General features: G+C 62.0%; 20 protein-coding genes. 16 read left to right on the top strand and 4 right to left on the bottom strand.

What is annotated here, in order from left to right:
* Positions 1-96: 96 nt before the first annotated feature.
* The 9 genes from DQ397_RS01055 (at position 97) to DQ397_RS01015 (ending at position 9,077) form a co-directional block, all read left to right on the top strand.
* Positions 97-717, top strand: coding sequence for an acyltransferase (locus DQ397_RS01055; RefSeq protein WP_043208529.1), 621 nt, complete (start codon positions 97-99; stop codon positions 715-717).
* Positions 714-1,670 carry a glycosyltransferase family 2 protein gene (locus DQ397_RS01050; RefSeq protein WP_043208530.1) on the top strand — a complete coding sequence of 319 codons (957 nt, stop codon included), beginning with the start codon at positions 714-716 and terminating at the stop codon, positions 1,668-1,670. Before DQ397_RS01055 ends, DQ397_RS01050 begins: the two co-directional genes overlap by 4 nt.
* Positions 1,671-1,678: 8 nt before the next feature.
* Positions 1,679-2,188, top strand: coding sequence for a serine O-acetyltransferase (locus DQ397_RS01045; protein WP_043208531.1), 510 nt, complete (start codon positions 1,679-1,681; stop codon positions 2,186-2,188).
* Between the two features lie 4 nt (positions 2,189-2,192).
* The gene (locus tag DQ397_RS01040) at positions 2,193-3,170 is read left to right on the top strand and encodes a glycosyltransferase family 2 protein (protein ID WP_043208532.1); all 978 of its coding nucleotides are present in this window, start codon (positions 2,193-2,195) and stop codon (positions 3,168-3,170) included.
* Between the two features lie 7 nt (positions 3,171-3,177).
* On the top strand, positions 3,178-4,146 hold the full coding sequence (locus DQ397_RS01035; protein ID WP_043208543.1) for a DUF535 family protein: 969 nt from the start codon (positions 3,178-3,180) through the stop codon (positions 4,144-4,146).
* 30 nt (positions 4,147-4,176) lie between these two features.
* Positions 4,177-5,379 (top strand): glycosyltransferase family 4 protein, encoded by a 1,203-nt coding sequence (locus tag DQ397_RS01030; protein WP_043208534.1) that lies wholly within the window; start codon positions 4,177-4,179, stop codon positions 5,377-5,379.
* A complete protein-coding gene (locus tag DQ397_RS01025; RefSeq protein ID WP_090345197.1) occupies positions 5,376-6,563 on the top strand; it encodes a glycosyltransferase family 2 protein in 1,188 nt (395 codons plus the stop codon). Before DQ397_RS01030 ends, DQ397_RS01025 begins: the two co-directional genes overlap by 4 nt.
* 5 nt (positions 6,564-6,568) lie before the next feature.
* Complete coding sequence (locus tag DQ397_RS01020; RefSeq protein ID WP_043214923.1) at positions 6,569-7,306, top strand: WecB/TagA/CpsF family glycosyltransferase; 738 nt, start codon at positions 6,569-6,571, stop codon at positions 7,304-7,306.
* A 349-nt stretch (positions 7,307-7,655) separates the two neighbouring features.
* The gene (locus tag DQ397_RS01015; RefSeq protein ID WP_043214886.1) at positions 7,656-9,077 is read left to right on the top strand and encodes an undecaprenyl-phosphate glucose phosphotransferase; all 1,422 of its coding nucleotides are present in this window, start codon (positions 7,656-7,658) and stop codon (positions 9,075-9,077) included.
* Here the strand turns inward: DQ397_RS01015 and DQ397_RS01010 are convergent.
* Positions 9,074-10,198: a hypothetical protein gene (locus tag DQ397_RS01010; RefSeq protein WP_043214888.1), complete on the bottom strand. Its 1,125-nt coding sequence runs from the start codon at positions 10,196-10,198 to the stop codon at positions 9,074-9,076. The genes DQ397_RS01015 and DQ397_RS01010 overlap by 4 nt on opposite strands.
* 323 nt (positions 10,199-10,521) lie before the next feature.
* Here DQ397_RS01010 and ycaC point away from each other — a divergent pair, with 323 nt between their 5' ends.
* The 5 genes from ycaC (at position 10,522) to DQ397_RS00985 (ending at position 15,457) form a co-directional block, all read left to right on the top strand.
* Positions 10,522-11,142: an isochorismate family cysteine hydrolase YcaC gene (gene ycaC, locus DQ397_RS01005; RefSeq protein WP_043214892.1), complete on the top strand. Its 621-nt coding sequence runs from the start codon at positions 10,522-10,524 to the stop codon at positions 11,140-11,142.
* A gap of 73 nt (positions 11,143-11,215) precedes the next feature.
* Complete coding sequence (locus DQ397_RS01000; RefSeq protein ID WP_043214894.1) at positions 11,216-13,369, top strand: FUSC family protein; 2,154 nt, start codon at positions 11,216-11,218, stop codon at positions 13,367-13,369.
* Entirely contained in the window at positions 13,359-13,565 is a 207-nt protein-coding gene (locus DQ397_RS00995) for a DUF1656 domain-containing protein (RefSeq protein WP_043214896.1), read from the top strand. Before DQ397_RS01000 ends, DQ397_RS00995 begins: the two co-directional genes overlap by 11 nt.
* 2 nt (positions 13,566-13,567) lie before the next feature.
* Complete coding sequence (locus tag DQ397_RS00990) at positions 13,568-14,515, top strand: HlyD family efflux transporter periplasmic adaptor subunit (RefSeq protein WP_372240712.1); 948 nt, start codon at positions 13,568-13,570, stop codon at positions 14,513-14,515.
* 18 nt (positions 14,516-14,533) lie between these two features.
* The gene (locus tag DQ397_RS00985; protein WP_043214899.1) at positions 14,534-15,457 is read left to right on the top strand and encodes a LysR substrate-binding domain-containing protein; all 924 of its coding nucleotides are present in this window, start codon (positions 14,534-14,536) and stop codon (positions 15,455-15,457) included.
* Positions 15,458-15,525: 68 nt separating this feature from the next.
* Here DQ397_RS00985 and DQ397_RS00980 read toward each other — a convergent pair whose 3' ends face one another.
* Positions 15,526-16,392: a LysR family transcriptional regulator gene (locus DQ397_RS00980; protein WP_043214901.1), complete on the bottom strand. Its 867-nt coding sequence runs from the start codon at positions 16,390-16,392 to the stop codon at positions 15,526-15,528.
* 100 nt (positions 16,393-16,492) lie between these two features.
* Between DQ397_RS00980 and DQ397_RS00975 the strand changes: the two genes are divergently transcribed.
* Positions 16,493-16,906, top strand: coding sequence for a VOC family protein (locus DQ397_RS00975; protein WP_043214904.1), 414 nt, complete (start codon positions 16,493-16,495; stop codon positions 16,904-16,906).
* A gap of 145 nt (positions 16,907-17,051) precedes the next feature.
* Positions 17,052-18,356 carry a cation:dicarboxylate symporter family transporter gene (locus tag DQ397_RS00970; RefSeq protein ID WP_043214906.1) on the top strand — a complete coding sequence of 435 codons (1,305 nt, stop codon included), beginning with the start codon at positions 17,052-17,054 and terminating at the stop codon, positions 18,354-18,356.
* Positions 18,357-18,450: 94 nt separating this feature from the next.
* On the opposite strand, the gene ychF is transcribed toward DQ397_RS00970, so the two are convergent.
* Both ychF and pth read right to left on the bottom strand, forming a co-directional pair.
* Positions 18,451-19,551: a redox-regulated ATPase YchF gene (gene ychF, locus DQ397_RS00965; protein WP_043214908.1), complete on the bottom strand. Its 1,101-nt coding sequence runs from the start codon at positions 19,549-19,551 to the stop codon at positions 18,451-18,453.
* 22 nt (positions 19,552-19,573) lie between these two features.
* Positions 19,574-20,158 carry an aminoacyl-tRNA hydrolase gene (gene pth / locus DQ397_RS00960; protein ID WP_043214910.1) on the bottom strand — a complete coding sequence of 195 codons (585 nt, stop codon included), beginning with the start codon at positions 20,156-20,158 and terminating at the stop codon, positions 19,574-19,576.
* Positions 20,159-20,227: the final 69 nt, after the last annotated feature.

Genomic DNA, 20,227 nt, shown 5'->3' with positions numbered 1-20,227 from the left:
TGGATGTCTGGCAGCTGCGCTGATGGGGCAGGTACCGTGCGAGGAACGTGCGGCCTGGGTTCGGTTCGACATCGATAGGTTTGCGAGGGCAACAGCATGATGGGATGGCTGAGAAAAATCGTGGCGCATTACGCCATGTCCACCGGACGTGGGGCCGGACTGTACAGGCGCCTGTGCCGCCCCAACGCTATCCAGTGGGGCGCGTACCTGTCGCGCTGGGGGCGGTTTCACTCCACCGGGACCAACGTCCAGATAAACCCGGGGTGCAATATCACCGACCCTTCCCTGGTGCGCCTGGGCAACAATTGCGGGCTGTCGGATTGCACGCTGATCGGGCACGACGGTGTGGTGGAGCTGATCGAGGTCATCTACGGCAAGAAGCTCGACTCGGTGGGTTTCATCGATGTCCGTGACAACAGCTGGGTCGCCCATGGGGCGATCGTCATGCCGCGGGTGACCATCGGGCCGAACTCCATCGTGGCCGCAGGGGCGGTGGTGACCAAGGACGTGCCGCCGGGCACGGTCGTTGGTGGCAACCCCGCCAAGGTCCTGTGCACGCTCGAAGACCTGGTCAAGCGGGTCGAGGCGCGCTGCGAGGCCTACCCGTGGATCGACCTGATCAAGAATCGGGCAGATGTCTTCGATCCACAGCTGGAGCCGAAACTGGCTGCCATGCGCGCCGAGTACTTTTACGGCACCGGGAGGCAGGAGACATGACTGAAAAGCTCGTCGATGTGCTGATCGTCAATTACAACACCGCAGGGCTGCTGCAACCGATGTTCGATGCCCTGCGCCGTGGCGAGGGCGCGGATCTGGCGAGCTACTTGGTGGTCGACAACGCCTCGGTCGATGACTCCCTGGAGCGCCTGGCGGCGGTCTGCCCCGAGGCGCTGCTGGTGGCCAATCCGAAGAACGTCGGTTTCGGCCGCGCCAACAACCAGCTGGTCGAGCACCTGCAGGGCAAATACGCTTTGCTGCTCAATACCGACGCCTTCGTCGCGCACGACACCCTGGTGCGAACGGTCGAATACATGGAAGCGCATCCGCAGTGCGGCGTGCTCGGGGTGCGTCTGGTGGGGCGCGAGGGAGACCTTCAGCCCAGCTGCCGGTACTTTCCGACGCCGCTGAACATGTTTGCCGCGCGCACGGGGCTGGAGCGCTTCTTCCCTGGGCTGCAGACCATCGACGAGATGAACTGGGACCACGACTCGGTGCGTGAATGCGACTGGTTGCCAGGCTGTTTCTATCTGGTCCGACGCGAGGTCATCGAGCAGGTAGGTTTGTTCGACCCGCGCTACTTCCTCTATTACGAGGAAGTGGACCATTGCAAACGGGTCAAGCAGGCTGGCTGGAAAGTCGTGTATTACCCCTACACCACGGTGGTGCACATCGGCGGCGAAAGCTCCAAGTCAGTCACCGAGCTCGAAGCGGCCAGCCGGCAGATCTCGGTGATGCAGATCGAAAGCGAGCTGCTGTACTTTCGCAAGCACCATGGCGTGCCAGGGCTTGTGCTGCACATGCTGCTGGTGAGCCTCGGGGACACCTTGCTGGCGCTCAAGGCATTGCTCAAACGACGTGGCTGGGGGGCCGTGAAAGCCAGCTGGAAGCATGCCCGGGCGACCTGGGCGTTGCTCTTCGACACGCGCTTTGCAAGCCAGCCGACACGCTAGGGGGCCGTATGTTCGAGAACGTTCGCGCGGACCTGCGGGCCCATGGAGGCGACTGGGCGGCACAGGGCTTCTGGGTGATGCTGGTCTACCGTTTCGGGCGCTGGCGCTACGGGGTGCGTCCGGCGTTGCTGCGCAAGCTGCTGTCGTTCATCTACAAGGTGCTGTTCAAGCTGGTGCAGATCCTCACCGGCATCGAACTGCCCTGCGAGGTGGAGCTGGGGCGCAACTTCGTCATCGATCATTTTGGCGGCATCGTGGTCAGCGGCTATGCCCGCTTCGGCGATGACTGCCGCATTCGCAATGGCGTGGTGGTGGGCTTGAAGAACGTGCAGGAGCCCATCGCGCCGGTATTCGGCAACAACGTCGATATCGGCACCGGGGCCAAGGTGCTGGGCAATATCCGCATCGGCAACAACGTGATCATCGGGGCCAACGCGGTGGTGTTGACCGATGTGCCCGACGATTCGCTGGCTGTCGGTGTGCCCGCGGTCATCAAGCCCCGACGCAGTGGCGGATGAATCCATGATGACCGGCATCGGTGTGGTGGTGATCGGGCGCAACGAGGGCTCGCGGCTGGAGCGCTGCCTGGCGTCGCTGGCCGGTGCGGCGGATCAGGTGGTGTATGTCGACTCAGGCTCCACCGACGGGTCTGTGCAGATGGCACAGGCGCGGGGTATCGAGGTGCTGGCCCTGGACATGACGCAGCCCTTCACTGCCGCGCGTGCGCGCAACGAAGGCTTTGCCTGTTTGCATCGCTTGATGCCTTCGGTGCGTTACGTGCAGTTCGTCGATGGCGATTGCGAAGTGGTCGCCGGCTGGCTGCCCGCGGCGCAGGCCTTTCTCGACCAGCACCCTGAGGTCGCCGTGGTCTGTGGTCGGCGCCGCGAGCGATACCCCACACGTTCGATCTACAACCAATTGTGCGACCTGGAGTGGGACACCCCGGTCGGCCAGGCCAAGGCCTGTGGCGGCGATGCGCTCATGCGCGCCGATGCCTTCGTCCAAGTGAATGGCTACCGCGCTGACTTGATCGCCGGCGAGGAGCCGGAGTTGTGCGTGCGCCTGCGCGCCCAGGGCTGGAAGGTCTGGCGTCTGGACGCCGAAATGACCCTGCACGACGCGGCCATGACCCGCTTCAGCCAATGGTGGCGGCGCAGCCTGCGCGGCGGCTATGCCTTTGCCGAAGGCGCGTTCCTGCATGGCGCGGCACCCGAGCGCCATTGGCTGCGTGAGTCGCGCCGAGCCTGGGTGTGGGGGCTGGGGATTCCCTTGGCGACCCTGCTGGCCTGCACGTTGTTCGGTTGGGGCGGGCTGTTGCTGTTGCTCGTCTACCCGCTGCAGGTGCTGCGGCTGATGCGCCGGGGGCGCGGGTCGTTGCAGCAGAACGGGTTGCAGGCGGGGTTTCTGGTGTTGGGCAAGTTTCCCGAAATGTGTGGGCAGGTGAAGTTCTTGCTGAAAAGGTTCGGTGTCGGCAAATCCGTGTTGATCGAATACAAGTGAGATGTCCATGACATATCGGTCACTGGTCAAAAGCGTGTTCACCTTGCACCCCGGTTACTCGCTGCGGGCGCTGCACAACAAGCTCCGTCTGGTACGGCACATGGCGCGGGAATGGTCCGGCCTCAATGCGTTCCAGCGGCGTCTGTCGCTTGCCTTGGGCGACAGTGGCCGAGAGCGGCTGGGCATCGATTGCATTGGCCTGGTCCAGTGGCCGTACATCAGCAAGGACTGGCCGGCGTCGATGCGCTTCGATGCGCTGGCCTCGCACTACGAAGTGGTCAGCAGCCGGTGCCCGAGCCTGCTGCTGCTGGGGCGCGAAGAGCGGCTGCTGCTCGATGACCTGTCGCGCTATTCACCGGCATGCTCTTTGGTGCTTGATCGGGCGTTCTGGTTCATGCGCGAAGGGGAGTTGGTGCTTAACCTGTTCCAACATGATCTGCGGGTCGCGTCGCTGGCCTTCAGCCTGGGCCTGGAGGACGGCGAGCTGTGCGTGTTCATCGGCGCAGTGCAGGGCATTCACAAAGGCATCGACAGCGAAACGTCACTGTCGATCTATCGGACGCTGACCAAGGATTTCGAAGGGCTGCGCCCGCGCAGCCTGTTGATCGAGGTGCTCCGCCACCTGGCCACGCGCCTGGGCGTCACGCGGCTCTACGCCGTGGGAGATAGCTACCGGCATCATCGCCATGCCTACTTCGGTGCGCAAAAGGCCCAGGAGTTGCCGACCAACTACGATGTCATCTGGCAAGAGCACGGTGCGCTGCCTTCGCAGCGCCAGGACTTCTACGTCATGCCGATCGACGAGGCCCGGCGCAGCCTGGACGACGTCGCGCCCAAGAAGCGCGCGATGTACCGCCGCCGTCATGACCTGCTGGACGATGTATTCGCCCAGGTGGACGCCACGTTGCGTTTGCTAGGTAAACAATCGGTGAGCGTGAAGGAGGCAGGCTACCCTGAGTCAGGAGTGCACCCATAATCAATCGAACACGCATTCAGTCGGGTCCCTATGCGCATTACGTATTTCGTCAATCAGTACCCGAAGGTCAGCCATAGCTTCATACGCCGTGAAATCCTGGCGCTGGAGCGTCAGGGCTTCATCATCCAGCGCATGGCCTTGCGGGGTTGGGATGCGCAATTGCTGGATGCCGACGACATGGCCGAGCGGGATCAGACCCAGTACGTCCTGCAAGGCGGCCTCAGAGGGCTGATCAAGCCCTTGCTACAGGTGCTGCGGGCCGACCCGCGACGGTTTTTTACCGCACTCTGGCTGGCCCTGCGCCTGGGCTGGCGCGCCGACCGGCCATTGCCTTACCACGTGGTCTACCTGGCTGAAGCCTGCTGGGTGCTGCAGCGATTGCGGGCATTTGGCAGCGAGCATGTGCATGCGCACTTTGGCACCAACTCCACCGAAGTGGTGATGTTGGCCAATGCCCTTGGCGGGCCGGCGTACAGCTTTACCGTGCACGGGCCGGAAGAGTTCGACAAACCCCAGTTTCTCCACTTGGGCGAGAAGGTCCGGCGCGCCGCGTTCGTCGCGGCGATCAGCTCCTACGGGCGCAGCCAGTTGTTCCGTTGGGTCGCCCATGGGCATTGGGCCAAGGTGAAGGTGGTGCATTGCGGCCTGGAGCGGATGTTCCACGACGTGCCGGCAGTACCGGCTCCGGCGGTACCACGGCTGGTGTGCGTGGGGCGGCTGTGCGAACAGAAAGGGCAACTGCTGTTGCTCGAGGCGGCGCGGCGCCTGGTCGAGCGCGGTGTGGCCTGCGAATTGGTGCTGGCGGGCGATGGCGAGATGCGGGCGGATATCGAGGCGCTGGTCGCCCGGCACGGCCTGCAGGCCCAGGTGCGCATCACCGGCTGGATCAGCAGCGCGCAGGTGCGTGCCGAGATCCTGGCGGCGCGCGCCCTGGTGCTGCCGAGTTTCGCTGAGGGTCTGCCGGTGGTGATCATGGAGGCCATGGCCCTGCGCCGACCTGTCTTAACGACCTATGTGGCGGGCATCCCCGAGCTGGTCCGCCAGGGTGAGAACGGCTGGTTGTTCAGCGCCGGGGCCGTGGAGGAACTGGCGCAGGCCATGGCCGACTGCCTGGCGCAACCGGTGGAGGTGCTTCAGCGTATGGGGGAGGCGGCGTATGCGCGGGTGCTTGAGCGCCATGACATCGACACCGAGGCCGGTAAGCTGGCCGTACTGTTCAGGGCTCCGGCATGACAGGGCTCGCGGCGGCGATACTGGGCGCGCTGGCGTTGCTCGTGCTGTTGCCGACGCTGGTGTTGTTCATCGAGGTGCTGATGGCCTGCCTGCCTGCACGGCTGCCGCCTGCGGCTCGCGTGCCGCGTCCGCGTTTGGCGGTGCTGGTGCCGGCCCATGATGAGGCCTCGATCATCATCGCCACGCTGGACAGCATCCGTGCGCAGCTGTGCGAGGGTGATCGACTGCTGGTGGTGGCGGACAACTGCACCGATGACACCGCAGCGCTTGCGCGGGCAGCAGGTGCCGAGGTGGTCGAGCGCTTCGATGCACAGGCGCGGGGCAAGGGTTATGCGCTGGACTTTGGAGTGCGCTACCTGGGTTTCGACCCACCGCCGGTGATCGTCGTGGTCGATGCCGATTGCCAGCTGGGCGAGGGCGCGCTCACGCGCCTTGCTACCTGCTGCATCGACAGCGGGCGTCCGGTTCAGGCGTTGTACCTGATGCAGGCGCCTGAGGGCGCAGGACTCAAGACCCGCGTGGCCGAGTTCGCCTGGCGCGTGAAGAACCTGGTGCGTCCACGCGGCTGGGCGCGGCTGGGCCTGCCTTGTCAGTTGATGGGCGCTGGCATGGCGTTCACCTGGCGTGACCTGGCCTCGCTGGAGCTTGCCAGTGGCCATTTGGTCGAGGACCTGAAGATGGGCCTGGACCTGTGCCGCATCGGCAAGGCGCCGTTGTTCTGTCCCGATGCCAGAGTCACCAGCTGGTTTCCCGTCAGCAACGAAGGGCTGGGGGCGCAACGCCGACGTTGGGAGCACGGGCACCTGGGCGTCTTGCTCAAGGATGCGCCACGGTTGTTGATCGAAAGCCTCGCCCGTCGCAATGGTGCGTTGTTGGCCCTGGCGCTGGACCTGATGGTGCCACCGCTGGCCTTGCTGGTGTTGGCCTTGGCCGGGGTTTTCTGCCTTTCGTGGTTGGCTTGGTTGCTGCTGGATGTCAGCACCGCGCCGTGGCTGGCGAGCTGCGCAGTGGTATTGCTGGGCATCGCCGTCCTGCTGGCCTGGTACCGGTTCTGCCGAGGGCTGATCGCATTTTCAGTGCTGCTCTACGCGCCGCTCTACGCGGCGAAGAAAATCCCTATCTACCTGGGGTTCCTGGTCAAACGCCAGGTGGACTGGGTGCGCTCCAAACGGGATGGCAACTGATGCCTATGTCGATCTGGCAAGGCCACTGGAGCACCATCGTCGACAAGCTGCGGGTGGTCGAAGACGCAGAGGATGAGCAGCGCTTGCTGGCCCAGTTATCCACACCTGGGGCGCGGCGGGTGCTGGGTTTCGTCAACGCCCATGCCATGAACTTGGTGACCCGCGACCGCGCTTATCTCCAGGCGCTGGCTTCGGCGGACGTGCTGTTGCGCGACGGTTCGGGCATGGCGATCCTGTTGCGCCGGCTGGGGTTGGCGCCTGGCTTGAACATGAACGGCACCGACTTCATTCCCAAGTTGCTGATGGCCTTCAGCGGGCGGCGTGTGGCGTTCTGGGGCACCGAAGCGCCTTATCTGGAAAACGCAGCGCGCAGCAGCGAAGCCCGCTTCGGGGTTCAGGTGACGTCTGTTCACCATGGTTTCGATCAGATCGATACCTACCTGGCCCTGGCGCACCGGCAGCGGCCGGAGCTGATCGTGCTGGGCATGGGCATGCCCAAGCAGGAGGCGGTCGCTGCCCGGCTGGCGCAAAGCGGCGTGCCCTGCGTGGTGGTGTGCGGCGGGGCGATCCTGGATTTTCTCGGCGACAAGGTGACGCGTGCGCCTCGGTGGATGCGACGCCTGGGCTGCGAGTGGTTGTTCCGACTGCTGCGTGAGCCCAGGCGGCTGTTCAGCCGGTATGTGCTCGGCAATCCATTGTTTCTCTGGCGCACGTTGAGCTATGCGCGAGCGCGTGGTCACTGACAGGGAGTGGTGTCTGCTTCGCGGGTAAACCTGCGAAGGGGGCGACGCGCCTCTGCAACGGCCCAAAAGGGTAAATCCCCGGCGCGGTTCCAAAGTACTGCTACAGTGATATCAAACGCACCCATGTGCCGAGGACCCTCGGCAAACGGGTCGCACTATCGCCCTGGGGAGCAGTCCGCGCATTAGCGTGTGATTCAGGTGATCGATAGTCACGGGGACGATCTCCTACGTCATTGACCAGGCGGCACTCGCTGAGTGCGCGTCGGGTCTTTGTCTTTTCAGGATGAATGCGGTTGTTCTTGGCTTGGTAGGAAAGCGTGTGGTTTCTCGGCATCAGTGAGGACGAGCAATGGTTTTCGAACCCAGAAGTAACCGTTCCCTACTCCAGCGCAGACGCAGCATCAGCAACGCCATCCAGGCCGGGCTCGATGGCATCGCGGTGACCGGAGTCGCCTGGTACCTGATCTACCTGCACGTCGGTTACATCACCCCCGACTACGTCATCATGCTGCTGTTGCTGATCGGCGCCCTGGCGGTGGTCTACGACCACTACGCCATCTACCGCAGCAACGTGGGCCTGTCGATCAAGGCGTTCAAGCTGTTCAAGGCCTGGACGGTGACGTTCTGCTTTCTCGTGGCCATGGCTTTTCTCACCAAACAGAGCGAGCAGTATTCGCGCCTGCTGGTGGGCGAGCTGTTCGTCATCGGCTATTTCATCCAGTTGCTGCTGCATTTTCTGGTACGTGAAATCCAGGTGAAATTCCTGACGCTGCCTTACAGCCAGGAGAACGCCTTGATCATCGGCTCCGGTGAACTGGCGACCTTCCTGCACAAGAAGATCAGCAACAACCCCTGGCTGGGCGAGAAGATCGTCGGCTGCGTGCACATCGGTGAGACGGAGCTGCAAGTAGGGGCGCAGGAGGGAGAGGGTGGCCCGGTGATCCTGGGCGATATTTCCCAGCTGGATGACATCGTGGTACGTCATGGCATCAAGACCGTCTACCTGGTCACGCCGCTGGAAGGCTCGCAACTGATCCGCGATGTGTACCTGCGGCTGCTGGACAAGTGCGTTTCGGTCAACTGGATTCCCGACATCTTCTCGCTGCGGCTGATCAACCATAGCGTGCGCGAAATTGCCGGTATCCCTGTGCTCACGCTTTCCGAAACGCCACTCACCGGCACCAGCCTGTTCCTCAAGAACCTCGAAGACAAACTGCTGGCCGCATTGATTGTGCTGTGTGCCGCACCGGTCCTGCTCATCATCGCTGTGGCCATCAAGCTCGACAGCCCGGGGCCAGTGTTCTTCCGCCAGGAGCGCATGGGCTGGAGCGGCGAGACCTTCCGCATCTGGAAATTCAGAAGCATGTTCGTGCACCAGCCCGAAACCGGGGTGCTCCAACAGGCGCAGAAGAACGACCCGCGCATGACCCGGGTCGGGGCGTTCATTCGCCGCACCAGCCTCGACGAGTTACCGCAGCTGTTCAATGTATTGATGGGCGAGATGTCCCTGGTGGGGCCACGTCCGCACGCCATCCAGCACGACACTCAGTATTCCAGGGACATCGCCGACTATTTCGCGCGCAACAACATCAAGCCCGGCATGACAGGGTTGGCGCAGGTGCGCGGTTACCGGGGAGAGACCAAGGATCTGGGACAGATGATCCAGCGGGTCGACTCGGACATCGAATACATCAACAACTGGTCGGTGTGGCTGGATTTCATCATTCTCGTGCGCACGCTTTCGGCGTTCACCGGCAAGCAGGCGTACTAGCGCGTCAGACGTGTCTGGATTATCGGCATCGGGTTCAGGTGCGCGTAGCGGCTGCGCAAGGTCTCGATCAAGGACGGGCTTGGTACCCGGGAGCAATGCAAGTACACCTTGGACAACCCGCCAAAGCCCATTTCTCGGTAGCGGCTGGCGATCTCTTCATCGCTCGGCCCCTCGGGCACACCCAGGTGCAAGGTCAGCCGGCCATCCTCCACCGCGAACAGCGGCGTACTCCAGAGGAACCATTCCGAGCCGGTGCGGGGGAGCCTGACAAAGAAGTGGGCATGGTTGCCTAAGGTATCGACGTCGCCGCCGCGGCGTCTTTTCCATTCCAGCAGCCCATCGTCGGGGCGGGCCAGGCAGCAGCCAATGTCGTAGTAGTCGAAGCCGTTTTCCAGCGCCCACTCCAACGCCATGAAGGTGGTAATCGAGTTGACCTCGCGCAGCTGCTTGGCATCGGCGAAAACCGACTCGGGGTAGCCGAAGCGAATGGTGCTCCAGTAGCGCTTACCGGCACGGGTGATGACGCAGCCCAGGTGGCAGGCCACCACTTCATCGTCGCGCAGGATCAGGTCCAGCCGGCCTGCGGACTTGGCGAGCCTGAAGACCTCGGCAGTGGCAATCTGCGAAGCGGACGCCCCATGGCGAGCCTTGGCGTAGGGTTGCAGCATCGTCGTGTCGGCATGGGCGATCTCTTCGTCGGTGACTGCCGGGCGCATGTGATAGCGCGGCCGGTGCTTGCGCAGGCTGCGCCGCAACTCACTGTTGTAGGTGGCGACGATGCTGTCCAGAGAGCGCCCCAATGGCACCACGGCGCTCAAAAAATGCGGCACCTGCAGGGCTCCGGGCACCGGCACTTCGCTGGCCAGTACCACGGCATCGCTGGTCGCGCTGGCCGGCGTGGTCGCCCCCATCAGTAACTTGGCCAGGTCGCGGTGGGCTTTGCGGCCCAAGTAAACCACCTCGTGGCTGCTCTGTTGGTCGGGCTTGAAGCGGCTGCGCTCCCAGCGCCACAGGCAGGCGCGGCTGGCCAGGTCCTTGAGCTTGGCGGACGTGGCCCTGATTTCGAAGCGGACCGACGGCGAAATGCACTGCCTGGCCAGTAGGGCGAGCTGTTCTTTCATCGCGGTGCTGGCGCTCCTTCAAGGGGCATGTGCATACCTAGAACGAGTAAAGATGTGAAACGGCCAGCTCGCAAGGCAGGGCCACAGTGTTCACCCAATGGAACGCTGAGGTCTGATTTGAGTATCTAGCGACTGTCCACTCGTCGGACTAACGTTGTGTCTATTGTTTTTTCAGAAGGGGCGCCGACCGCCGAATCGAGCCGACTGACGGTCGCTTGGCATGGCCGGTGTTGCCTACGCTGATAGTCCCGCACATGAATTGCGGGCAGGCGGCAACTGGATTGCGTACGTCTAAAAATCCCACCGAAGAAAGGAGCATTACCATGGCTTTCCAATACAAGCGTCTGGACAAGAACGACGCCGCTGTCTTGCTGGTCGATCACCAGACGGGTCTGCTCTCCCTGGTGCGTGATATCGAACCGGACCGCTTCAAGAACAACGTGCTGGCCCTCTCGGACCTGGCCAAGTACTTCAAGCTGCCGACCATCCTCACCACAAGCTTCGAAAACGGCCCCAATGGCCCGCTGGTGCCTGAGCTCAAGGCGCAGTTCCCAGATGCGCCCTATATCGCCCGCCCCGGCAACATCAACGCCTGGGACAACGAAGACTTCGTCAAGGCGGTGAAGGCCACCGGCAAGAAGCAACTGATCATCGCCGGTGTGGTGACCGAGGTGTGCGTGGCCTTCCCGGCGCTGTCGGCCCTGGAAGAGGGCTTCGATGTGTTCGTGGTCACCGATGCCTCCGGGACCTTCAACGAACTGACCCGTGATTCGGCCTGGCGCCGCATGGAGGCGGCCGGTGCGCAGTTGATGACCTGGTTCGGCGTGGCCTGTGAGCTGCACCGCGACTGGCGCAACGACATCGAAGGCCTGGGCACACTGTTCTCCAACCACATCCCGGACTACCGTAACTTGATGACCAGCTTCAGCACGCTGACGAAGTAATCCGGCGTGGGAGCTTTGCCTTAGGGGCTCATGCGCCTGGGGCAGGGTTCCCGTCCGTATCCAGAGGTACCGGATGGGTCCACTGATCGGCTATTTCAAACTGGCCCTCAATCCCGGGCGTGGGGTGTTGCTCTTCACCTTACGCACCATCGTCGCAGGCCTGCTGTGTCTGTATCTGGCGTTCATCTTCGATCTGGAACAGCCCAAGTGGGCGCTGATGACCGTGATCATCATCAGCCTGCCCTTGGCCGGCATGACCCTCAAGCGCAGCTTCGCGCAGGTGATCGGCACGGCGGCGGGCGCGGCGGTGGCGGTGGTGCTCATGGCGCTGTTCCCCCAGGCACCGATGCCCTTCATCGTTTGCCTGGCCTTGTGGCTGGCGTTCTGCACGGCAGGGGGCACGCTGCTGCGCTATACCGACTCCCATGCCTTCGTCCTCAGTGGTTTCACTGCCGTGGTGGTGGCGATGCTGGCGGTGCCCGAACCGGACGGCATCCTGCTGCTGGCCATCACGCGCCTGACCGAAACCCTGCTGGCAGTGGCCTGTGTAGCCGTGGTCAGCCTGCTGACAGCGCGTCCGCAGGCGGTCGCCCAAGGTTACTTCGCCCAGGTCGACAGCCTGGTCAAGCTGATCGCTCGGCATGCCGCCGAGGTCATCAGGACCGAGGAAGACGAAGCCGCTTTCAACCAGCGCCAAGCCCAGCTGATCGCCCAGGTCAGCGCGCTGGAAGGCCTGCGCCGACATCTTTATTTCGATGCCCCGCACCTGCGCAACGCCGATGGCCTGGTGCAACTGCTGGCCAACCAGCTGGTGCTGCTGGTGTCGCGCCTACTGGTGTTGCGACAGCAACGTGAGCTGATCAAGCAGCACTGGCAAGGGCCGCTGCCGGCCGACATCCAACTGTTGCGCAACGATGAGCTGGACAGCCTAGATGCCCTGGCCAATGAGGGTGTGGCCTTATCGGCGCAGCGTCGCCAGGCCATACACCACCTGAACCAGCGCTTCGAGCAGGCCGCCGATCGTGCGGAGTTTCTCAGCGAACCATTGCCACCGCGTCTGCGTTCACTGGCCTGGGCCCTGCGTTGGGAGCAGGCGCGTCTGTTGCAACAACTGAACGAGCTGATCGAGCTGAACGAGGCGATCCAGCAGGGCAGGGCTGCCAGCTGCCCCCATGCCCAAGGGCGGGTCAGTGCCCTGCACTTGGATTTTCGCCTGGCCGGCATGAACGCCGCGCGGGCCTTTCTGGCGTTGTTCCTGGCAGGGTGGCTGTGGATCGAGACCGCTTGGGACGGCGCCCGCTCTGGAGTGATCCTGATCGGCGTCATGTGCTCGCTGATGGCCACTTTGCCTCGACCGCTGCTGGCCAGCCAGAACTACAACCGCGGATTGCTGGTGGCGCTGGTACTCTCAGCGGTCTATCAGTTCGGCCTGCTGCCGATCTTCACCGATTTCGAAATGCTCGCCCTGTGCCTGACACCCTTGCTCTATCTGGCCGCCGTCGGTCTGGCCAACCCCATGACCGCCGGGATCGGCATGGGCATCGGCCTGGTGGGCCTGCTGATGATCGGCCCGCAGAACGTCGGGGCTTACCATAACAGCGCCATCCAATGGTTCGAGTTCGCCGGGGCCTACCTGGCCGGGGGGCTGCTGGCGATGGTGGTGTTTGCCCTGGTCTTCCCGTTCAACCCGCAAAGGCGCATGGCCCGCCTGTTTCGCCTGAGCCGGGAAGATGTGTACCAACACGTGACTGCCCCCTCCAGCCTGGTGCGCCAGTTCGATTTCGAGAGCCGCATGCTCGATCGGCTCTCGGCCATGATCGGCCTGCTGCCGGCCACCAGCGATGCGCGTTCGCGGGAGCTGTTCGAGTGCAATCTGGTGTGCCCGGCATTGGCTATCGTCCTGGCCAAGGCACAGGCCCAGTGCGTCACCAGCGAGACCTTGCCGGAAGGCGTAAAGGCGCGATTGCGCCTAGGGTTGCAAGAGATGGCGGACTTCATCGGTGCGCGTCGTCAGGTGGACCTGGACGCACTGCTGCACGAGCTCGAAGCGCTTGGCGAAACCCTGGACGCCTTGCATCAGGCGCATTTCGAGGCGGGCCGGGAGGCGCTGCGTCAGTTGTTCATCCTGCGGGTCGCCTTGGCGATCGCCGGCCAGTTGCTCCAGCGCTACCGCCAGGTACTGGCGCCGACCACGCAGCCTGAAGAGGAGGGCGCCTATGCCCATTGATTTCGAGTTCGGCGGTGTCTACCTGCCGCCGATCGCCCAGGCGTTGTTGCTGGGCTTGCCGTTGTTTCTGCTTGCCGACGCCTTGCTGCGTCGAGTTGGGGTGCTGGCGTTGGTGTGGCATCCCGCCTTGTTCCAGGGTGCTCTGTATGCCGCGATCTGCGCGGCCCTGGTGTTATCGATGGGAGTGAGTGTCTAACAATGCCTGCCTTGAAACCTGTATTTTCCAAGGCACTGACCTTGGCCGTGCTGGCCCTTGCCCTGGTGCTGGGCTGGTTTGCCTGGGACTACTACACCCGTGCGCCCTGGACCCGCGACGCCCGGGTGAGGGCGGACGTGGTGACCCTGTCGGCCGAGGTGGCCGGTCGCATCATCGAACTGCCGATCCATGACAACCAGTTCGTCAAGCAAGGCGAGCTGCTGCTGCAGATCGACCCCGCCCGTTATGAGCTTGCGGTACTGCATGCCGAGCGCGCGGTCGAGGTCGCTCGCGCCGCACTGGGGCAGTCCAAGGCGTCGATCGTCGCCAACGAAGCCCTGCTCAAGCAACGGCGCAGCGAAGAGCAACGCCGGCGTAGGCTTCAGTCTTTGTCGGCGATTTCCGCGGAAGAGTGGGAGAAGTCCGGCACGGACGTGGCCGTGGCCCAGGCCGATCTTCTACGCGAGCAGTCCAACCTGGGGTTGGCCCAGGCCAACGTGCAGCTCGCCGAGGCCACATTGAAGCAGGCCCGCCTGGACCTGGAGCGCACACGGGTCACCGCGCCGGTCAGCGGCTATGTAACCAACCTGTTGACCCGCCAGGGGGATTTCGCCCAATCCGGCACGCCGCTGTTGGCGCTGGTCGACAGCAGCTCGTTCCACGTCAGTGGCTATTTCGAAGAAACCAAGCTGCCGAAGATCAAGGTGGGCAGCCACGCGCGCATCGCCTTGATGAGCGGCGAGGTGCTGAAGGGCACGGTGGAAAGCATCGCCTACGCCATCACCGATCGCGAGAACCAGCCGGGCAACCGCCTGCTGGCCAACGTCAATCCGAGCTATACCTGGGTCAAGCTTGCCCAGCGGATCCCGGTGCGCCTGCGTCTGGAGCGCAGCGCCGACGCACCGCCGCTGCGCGCTGGGACCACGGCGACGGTCACCATCGTGGATTGAGTTGGGTGAGTCTGTCGCATGTTCGATCTGAATGATTTGTACCTGTACACCAAGGTGGTGGAGCACGGTGGCTTCGCCCCCGCCGGCCGTGTCCTCGGCTTGCCCAAGTCGCGCCTTAGCCGTCGTGTGGCCCTGCTGGAAGAGCGCCTGGGCGTGCGTCTTATCCAGCGCTCCACCCGCCAGTTCGCCGTCACCGAGGTGGGCCTGGAGTACTACCATCACTGTGTATCGATGATGGACCGGGCGTATGCCGCCGAAGACGCGATCGAGCGCAGCCGTGCGGTGCCCAGCGGTATTATCCGCCTGGCCTGCAGCACCTCGCTGCTGGACTCGCGCCTGGCGCCGATGCTGGCGCGCTTCATGGCCGAATGCCCAGTGGTGGAGTTGCTGGTCAAAAGCTACAACCGGCGTGTCGATGTCATTGGCGAGGGCTTCGACCTGGTCCTGAGCGTGCGCCATCGGCCACTGGAGAGCAGCGAGCTGGTGATGCGCAAGTTGGCCGATAGTCGCCAATGCCTGGTAGTCGCCCCCAGGCTGCTGATCGGACATGAGCAACCGCTGCGCCCCTCGGACCTGTTCGAACTGCCGAGCCTGGGCTGGGGCGCCAATGTACAGGAGTACACCTGGGACCTGGACGGGCCGGACGGCGCCGTGGCGTCGATTCGCTACCGGCCCCGCCTGGTGTCGGACGATGTCGCGGTGCTGCGCCAGGGTGCGTTGGCAGGTGCCGGTGTGGTGTTGCTCCCCGAGGAACTGGTGCGCGCCGACCTGGCGGCCGGGCGCCTGGTGCCTGCCTTGGAAGACTGGACCCCACGCAAGGGCGAGATCGTTGCGCTGTTCCCGTCACGACGCGGGGTGATGCCTGCGGTGCGCAAGCTGATCGACTTTTTGGTGGAGGCGTTCGAGCAAGAGGCTGAAGGCCAGATGCGACAAACCCCTTGAAACGGGGAGGTCACGAGGTGGGAGGTCAGGGAGCTGCAAGGCTCGGTGTCCGCTTCGTAGAGAGCGGATCATAAAGCCGTGCGCTTGAGTATTTCTTTTATGGCATCCAGCGCTTTGGGCCTTCGCGGGATGGATTTATACAGTAAAACGAGTTGGCGTATGTAGTCATCGGAGTCTGAGACGGGCGTGGCGAATACCTCCCCACTTTTCAAACCTGCCCATGCGGGAACGAGCGATACACCCATCCCTTTCTCTACCATGATGTAAATGGCGTCAAGCGCATCGAGGTTGCACAGTAGATCAGGGCTTAGATCGTTGTCATGCAAGTATTGCAGGGCTATCTGCCCGCCCCAGGCATTTGAATCGTATCGAATCAACGGGTGGGTGAGAATGGTCGTATTTATATTGCTCTGCTCAATGGGTTCCTTTGTCAACAGCATTAAAGGTTCATGCCGCAGCGTTTGCATCTTGATGGATTTCGGTACGGAAAACGGGGGGCAGACCATAAGCCCGGCATCGAGTTCACCTGTTACCACCTGCTCATACAGCGCGCGCGAGTCGCCAGGTGTGATTCTAAGCCTCAGGTGCGGTGCCGTTATCGTTAATTGGTGCATTAATTCTGGAAGCAGGCCTGTCAACGCAGTTGAAATAGCGCCTAACTTGAAATCACCTGTAAGCCCATTGCTGTCGAATCCATCCCTGAGTTCCGTGGCGCACTGAATTAAGTTGCGCATTTTCGGCAACAGTGCCAGGCATTGTTCAGAGGGATCAACTGAGTGGGATCCACGGTTCAATAGTTCACAGCAGAGCGATTTCTCAAGCGCTTGAATACGCTGGCTGATGGCAGGTGCAGTAAGATTTTCTCGGCGGGCGGCTGCCGCGATGGAACCTGTTTCAATAACCGCGACCAGACTTTCGAGAAATCGAATATCCAAAACAATTCCTTTCGGTCAGAGATGGAAAATCACGCTCCAGAACAAGCGAAAGGATAGGGTAGGCTGCACGAAATTCCCACCCAAACAAGAGGGCGTTTCCGTGACCGCATTTTTCCATGCCTCCTATCATGTAACAAACCTTGAAGAGTCTCGTAAGTTTTACGGCGAGGTGCTGGGCTGTAAAGAAGGCCGTTCCAGCGAGACGTACATCGATTACGACTTATTCGGTCATCAAATTTCCCTTCACGAAGGCACGCCATTTCCGACCACGCGCACCGGCAAGGTCGGCGAGCACATGGTGCTGATGCCGCACATCGGCCTGGTGCTTCAGTTGGATGATTGGATGGCGATGGCAGAGCGCCTGCAAGCCCATGGGGTGAAGTTCGATATTCCCCCCGTTGTGCGCTTCCCGGGTCAGCCGGGTGAGCAGCGGACAATGTTCTTCCTCGATCCAAGTGGCAACCCAATCGAGATAAAAGGTTTCAAGGACTTCAAAGAAGTCTTTGCTGTTTGAAGGCGTGCTTTTATCCAAGCAGCACGCTTTGTCGATCACGCTGTTTATCATGAGCACCAACGCATGAGTGCGAATACCGGATGCTTGAGTGTGCGCGGCGTTTACCAGCCAGTTGACAGTCCAAATTATAATAATGGGAGGACGTATGGCGAAGGCGAGTCTGGTCACAAGAATCATCGTGGGTCTGGTGCTGGGCATTATAGTGGGTGCCCTGTTAAATATTTATCCAGATTACAAAGTATGGGTGAGTAGTCAGGTCCTGCAGCCAGCCGGTGATATTTTCATCAAGATGATGAAAATGATCGTGGCGCCACTGGTCTTTGCCTGCATGGTCAGTGCCGTTGCCGGTAATGGCGACAGCAAGGCAATCGGGCGGGTGGGGGCCAAAACCATGTTCTACTTCTTCGTCGTCACGGGTATCGCCATTGTTTGTGGTTTGATCATAGGTAATGTGGCCCAGCCAGGTACCGGCGCAAACTTGAGCACCCTTTCGGCTGCCCAGTCACTGACGTTGCCCTCTTCTTCGGAGGGTGGCGATGTCGGAAGTGTGATTCTTGGTGTCATTCCGGATAACATCGTGAATGCAATGGCGCAGGGTAACTTGCTACCCATCTTGTTCTTTTCGATCCTGTTCGGTTTTGGTGTGAATGCGCTTGATGCGGATAAGAAGCGACCGCTGATCGCTGTGTTCAACGCCTTTTCCGGAGCGATGTTCAAAGTCACGCACATCGTCATGCACTATTCTCCGATCGGCATTTTCGGTCTCATTGGCGTGACGGTGTCTAACTTCGGACTTTCTGCGCTGTTGCCGTTGGGTAAATTGATTCTTGTCACTTACGCCGCTGTCCTGCTGTTCGGACTGGTCGTACTTGGCGGAATAGCCAAAGCGGTTGGCATTAACATCTTCGACCTGATCACGTTCATCAAGGATGAACTGATTTTGGCATTCAGTACCGCCACTTCGGCTACCGTGATGCCACAGCTCATCGAGAAGGTGGAGGCTTACGGCGCGCCGAGGTCCATTGCTTCCTTGGTGATTCCTACTGGGTACTCGTTCAATCTGGATGGCGCATCGCTCTTCGTGGGCATTGGTACGCTTTTCATCGCCCAACTGTATGAAATCCCATTGAGCCTCGCTGACCAGGCGGTGCTGGTGCTCATCATGGTTTTGACGTCCAAAGGCGCGGCGGGTGTGCCAGGGGCGATGTTCGTCATCCTCACCGCCACGCTGACCAGTGCCGGGCTTCCCGTGGAGGGCATCGCTTTCATCGCCGGTGTCTACAGGCTCATGGACATGCCGATCACCGCGTTGAATGTGCTGGGCAACGCCTTGGCGCCCTTGGTGATCTCCAAGTGGGAAAACCAATTTCGAATAGCACCTAGCCAACAGCCTGACGCAGTTGCGGGTGAGCGCCCTATGAACGCGTTGGCAAGCGAAGGGGGGGGCTGAACCGGACACTCGTGGGCAATAAAAAACCCCTTGAATCGGCTGTATTCAAGGGGTTTTGATGTCCATCAGGAGCTCGTGCGATCTCGACTCCCGATTAGACGTTGAAGCGGAAGTGCATCACGTCACCGTCCTTGACGATGTAGTCCTTGCCTTCCAGACGCCATTTGCCGGCTTCCTTGGCGCCGCCTTCACCCTTGTACTGGATGAAGTCGTCATAGGCCACGACTTCGGCGCGGATGAAGCCTTTCTCGAAGTCGGTGTGGATCACGGCGGCGGCTTGCGGCGCGGTGGCACCGACACGCACGGTCCAGGCGCGGACTTCTTTCACACCCGCGGTGAAGTAGGTCTGCAGATTGAGCAGGGCGTAGCCGGCGCGGATCACGCGGTTCAGGCCAGGCTCTTCCAGGCCCAGGGCCTCGAGGAACATGTCCTTCTCCTCGCCTTCTTCCAGCTCGGCGATCTCCGCTTCGATCTTGTTGCACACTGGCACCACGACCGCGCCTTCTTCCTCGGCGATGGCCTTGACCACGTCCAGGTGCGGGTTGTTCTCGAAGCCGTCCTCGGCCACGTTGGCGATGTACATCACCGGCTTGCTGGTCAGCAGGTGGAAGCCGCGGATCACGGCCTTCTCCTCGACGCTCATGTTCTTCATCAGGCTGCGCGCAGGCTTGCCATCGGTGAAGTGGGCAATGAGCTTTTCCAGCAGGGCTTTCTGGGCCAGGGCTTCCTTGTCACCGCCCTTGGCGTTGCGCGCGACCTTCTGCAGTTGCTTCTCGCAGCTGTCCAGGTCGGCGAAGATCAGTTCTAGGTCGATGATCTCGATGTCACGCTTGGGGTCGACGCTGTTGGAGACGTGGATCACGTTCTCGTCTTCGAAGCAGCGCACCACATGGGCGATGGCGTCGGTCTCGCGGATGTTGGCGAGGAACTTGTTGCCCAGGCCTTCGCCCTTCGAGGCACCGGCGACCAGGCCGGCAATGTCGACGAATTCCATGGTGGTCGGAATCACACGCTCAGGCTTGACGATCTCGGCCAGAGCGTCGAGGCGTGCATCGGGCATCGGCACGATGCCGCTGTTCGGCTCGATGGTGCAGAAGGGGAAGTTCTCCGCCGCGATACCGGACTTGGTCAGGGCGTTGAACAGGGTGGACTTGCCGACGTTGGGCAGGCCGACGATGCCGCAATTGAAACCCATGGGAATTCCCCTCTCTAGGAAATCAGGCCTTCTGGCTGTGCAGTTCGCGCATCGCCTTGGCGAAATCGCCTGCGAGCACGTCCGGCATCACGCCGAGGGCAAAATCGATGCTGGCGTCGAGCTTCTCCTGCTCGGCGCGCGGTGCGCGGCCCAGGACGAAGTTGGAGACCAGTTTGGCGTCACCTGGGTGGCCGATGCCGAGCCGCAGGCGATGGAAGTCGTTCTGGTTGCCGAGCTGCGCGATGATGTCGCGCAGGCCGTTGTGCCCACCATGGCCGCCGCCTTTCTTGAGCTTGGCGACGCCCGGGGGCAGGTCGAGTTCGTCATGCGCCACCAGGATGGCCGCCGGTGGAATCCGGAAGAAATTGGCCAGTGCCGCGACGGACTGGCCGCTGCGGTTCATGTAGGTGGTGGGAATGAGCAGACGAACGTCTTGGCCCTGATGGCTGAACTTAGCCGTCAGGCCGAAATACTTGCGGTCAGCGGTCAGCGATACACGCTGGGCGCTGGCGAGGCGTTCAACGAAAAGAGCCCCTGCGTTATGCCGGGTCTGTTCGTATTCGGGGCCGGGGTTACCCAGGCCGACGATCAACTGGATGGCGGTCACGTCAGGGGCTCTTCCTTGGAGTTGGTGGGTTACGGTGCGCGCGGCACTGTAACCCGATCAACGCCGGCG

Source organism: Pseudomonas sp. CK-NBRI-02 (assembly GCF_008124495.1).
Classification (GTDB): domain Bacteria; phylum Pseudomonadota; class Gammaproteobacteria; order Pseudomonadales; family Pseudomonadaceae; genus Aquipseudomonas; species Aquipseudomonas guariconensis.
The sequence above is the reverse complement of the archived record's forward strand: the minus strand, read 5'-3'. Positions and strand labels throughout refer to the sequence as shown.

Excerpts from the sequence above, each read along its gene's own strand:
- ychF (WP_043214908.1), bottom strand. The coding sequence starts at position 19,551 with ATGGGTTTCAATTGCGGCATCGTCGGCCTGCCCAACGTCGGCAAGTCC.
- DQ397_RS01055 (WP_043208529.1), top strand. The coding sequence starts at position 97 with ATGATGGGATGGCTGAGAAAAATCGTGGCGCATTACGCCATGTCCACC.
- DQ397_RS01035 (WP_043208543.1), top strand. The coding sequence starts at position 3,178 with ATGACATATCGGTCACTGGTCAAAAGCGTGTTCACCTTGCACCCCGGT.
- DQ397_RS01020 (WP_043214923.1), top strand. The coding sequence starts at position 6,569 with ATGTCGATCTGGCAAGGCCACTGGAGCACCATCGTCGACAAGCTGCGG.
- DQ397_RS00990 (WP_372240712.1), top strand. The coding sequence starts at position 13,568 with ATGCCTGCCTTGAAACCTGTATTTTCCAAGGCACTGACCTTGGCCGTG.
- DQ397_RS00995 (WP_043214896.1), top strand. The coding sequence starts at position 13,359 with ATGCCCATTGATTTCGAGTTCGGCGGTGTCTACCTGCCGCCGATCGCC.
- DQ397_RS01045 (WP_043208531.1), top strand. The coding sequence starts at position 1,679 with ATGTTCGAGAACGTTCGCGCGGACCTGCGGGCCCATGGAGGCGACTGG.
- DQ397_RS00970 (WP_043214906.1), top strand. The coding sequence starts at position 17,052 with ATGGCGAAGGCGAGTCTGGTCACAAGAATCATCGTGGGTCTGGTGCTG.
- DQ397_RS01050 (WP_043208530.1), top strand. The coding sequence starts at position 714 with ATGACTGAAAAGCTCGTCGATGTGCTGATCGTCAATTACAACACCGCA.
- DQ397_RS01015 (WP_043214886.1), top strand. The coding sequence starts at position 7,656 with ATGGTTTTCGAACCCAGAAGTAACCGTTCCCTACTCCAGCGCAGACGC.
- DQ397_RS01000 (WP_043214894.1), top strand. The coding sequence starts at position 11,216 with ATGGGTCCACTGATCGGCTATTTCAAACTGGCCCTCAATCCCGGGCGT.
- DQ397_RS01010 (WP_043214888.1), bottom strand. The coding sequence starts at position 10,198 with ATGAAAGAACAGCTCGCCCTACTGGCCAGGCAGTGCATTTCGCCGTCG.
- DQ397_RS01030 (WP_043208534.1), top strand. The coding sequence starts at position 4,177 with ATGCGCATTACGTATTTCGTCAATCAGTACCCGAAGGTCAGCCATAGC.
- DQ397_RS01025 (WP_090345197.1), top strand. The coding sequence starts at position 5,376 with ATGACAGGGCTCGCGGCGGCGATACTGGGCGCGCTGGCGTTGCTCGTG.
- DQ397_RS01040 (WP_043208532.1), top strand. The coding sequence starts at position 2,193 with ATGATGACCGGCATCGGTGTGGTGGTGATCGGGCGCAACGAGGGCTCG.
- ycaC (WP_043214892.1), top strand. The coding sequence starts at position 10,522 with ATGGCTTTCCAATACAAGCGTCTGGACAAGAACGACGCCGCTGTCTTG.
- DQ397_RS00985 (WP_043214899.1), top strand. The coding sequence starts at position 14,534 with ATGTTCGATCTGAATGATTTGTACCTGTACACCAAGGTGGTGGAGCAC.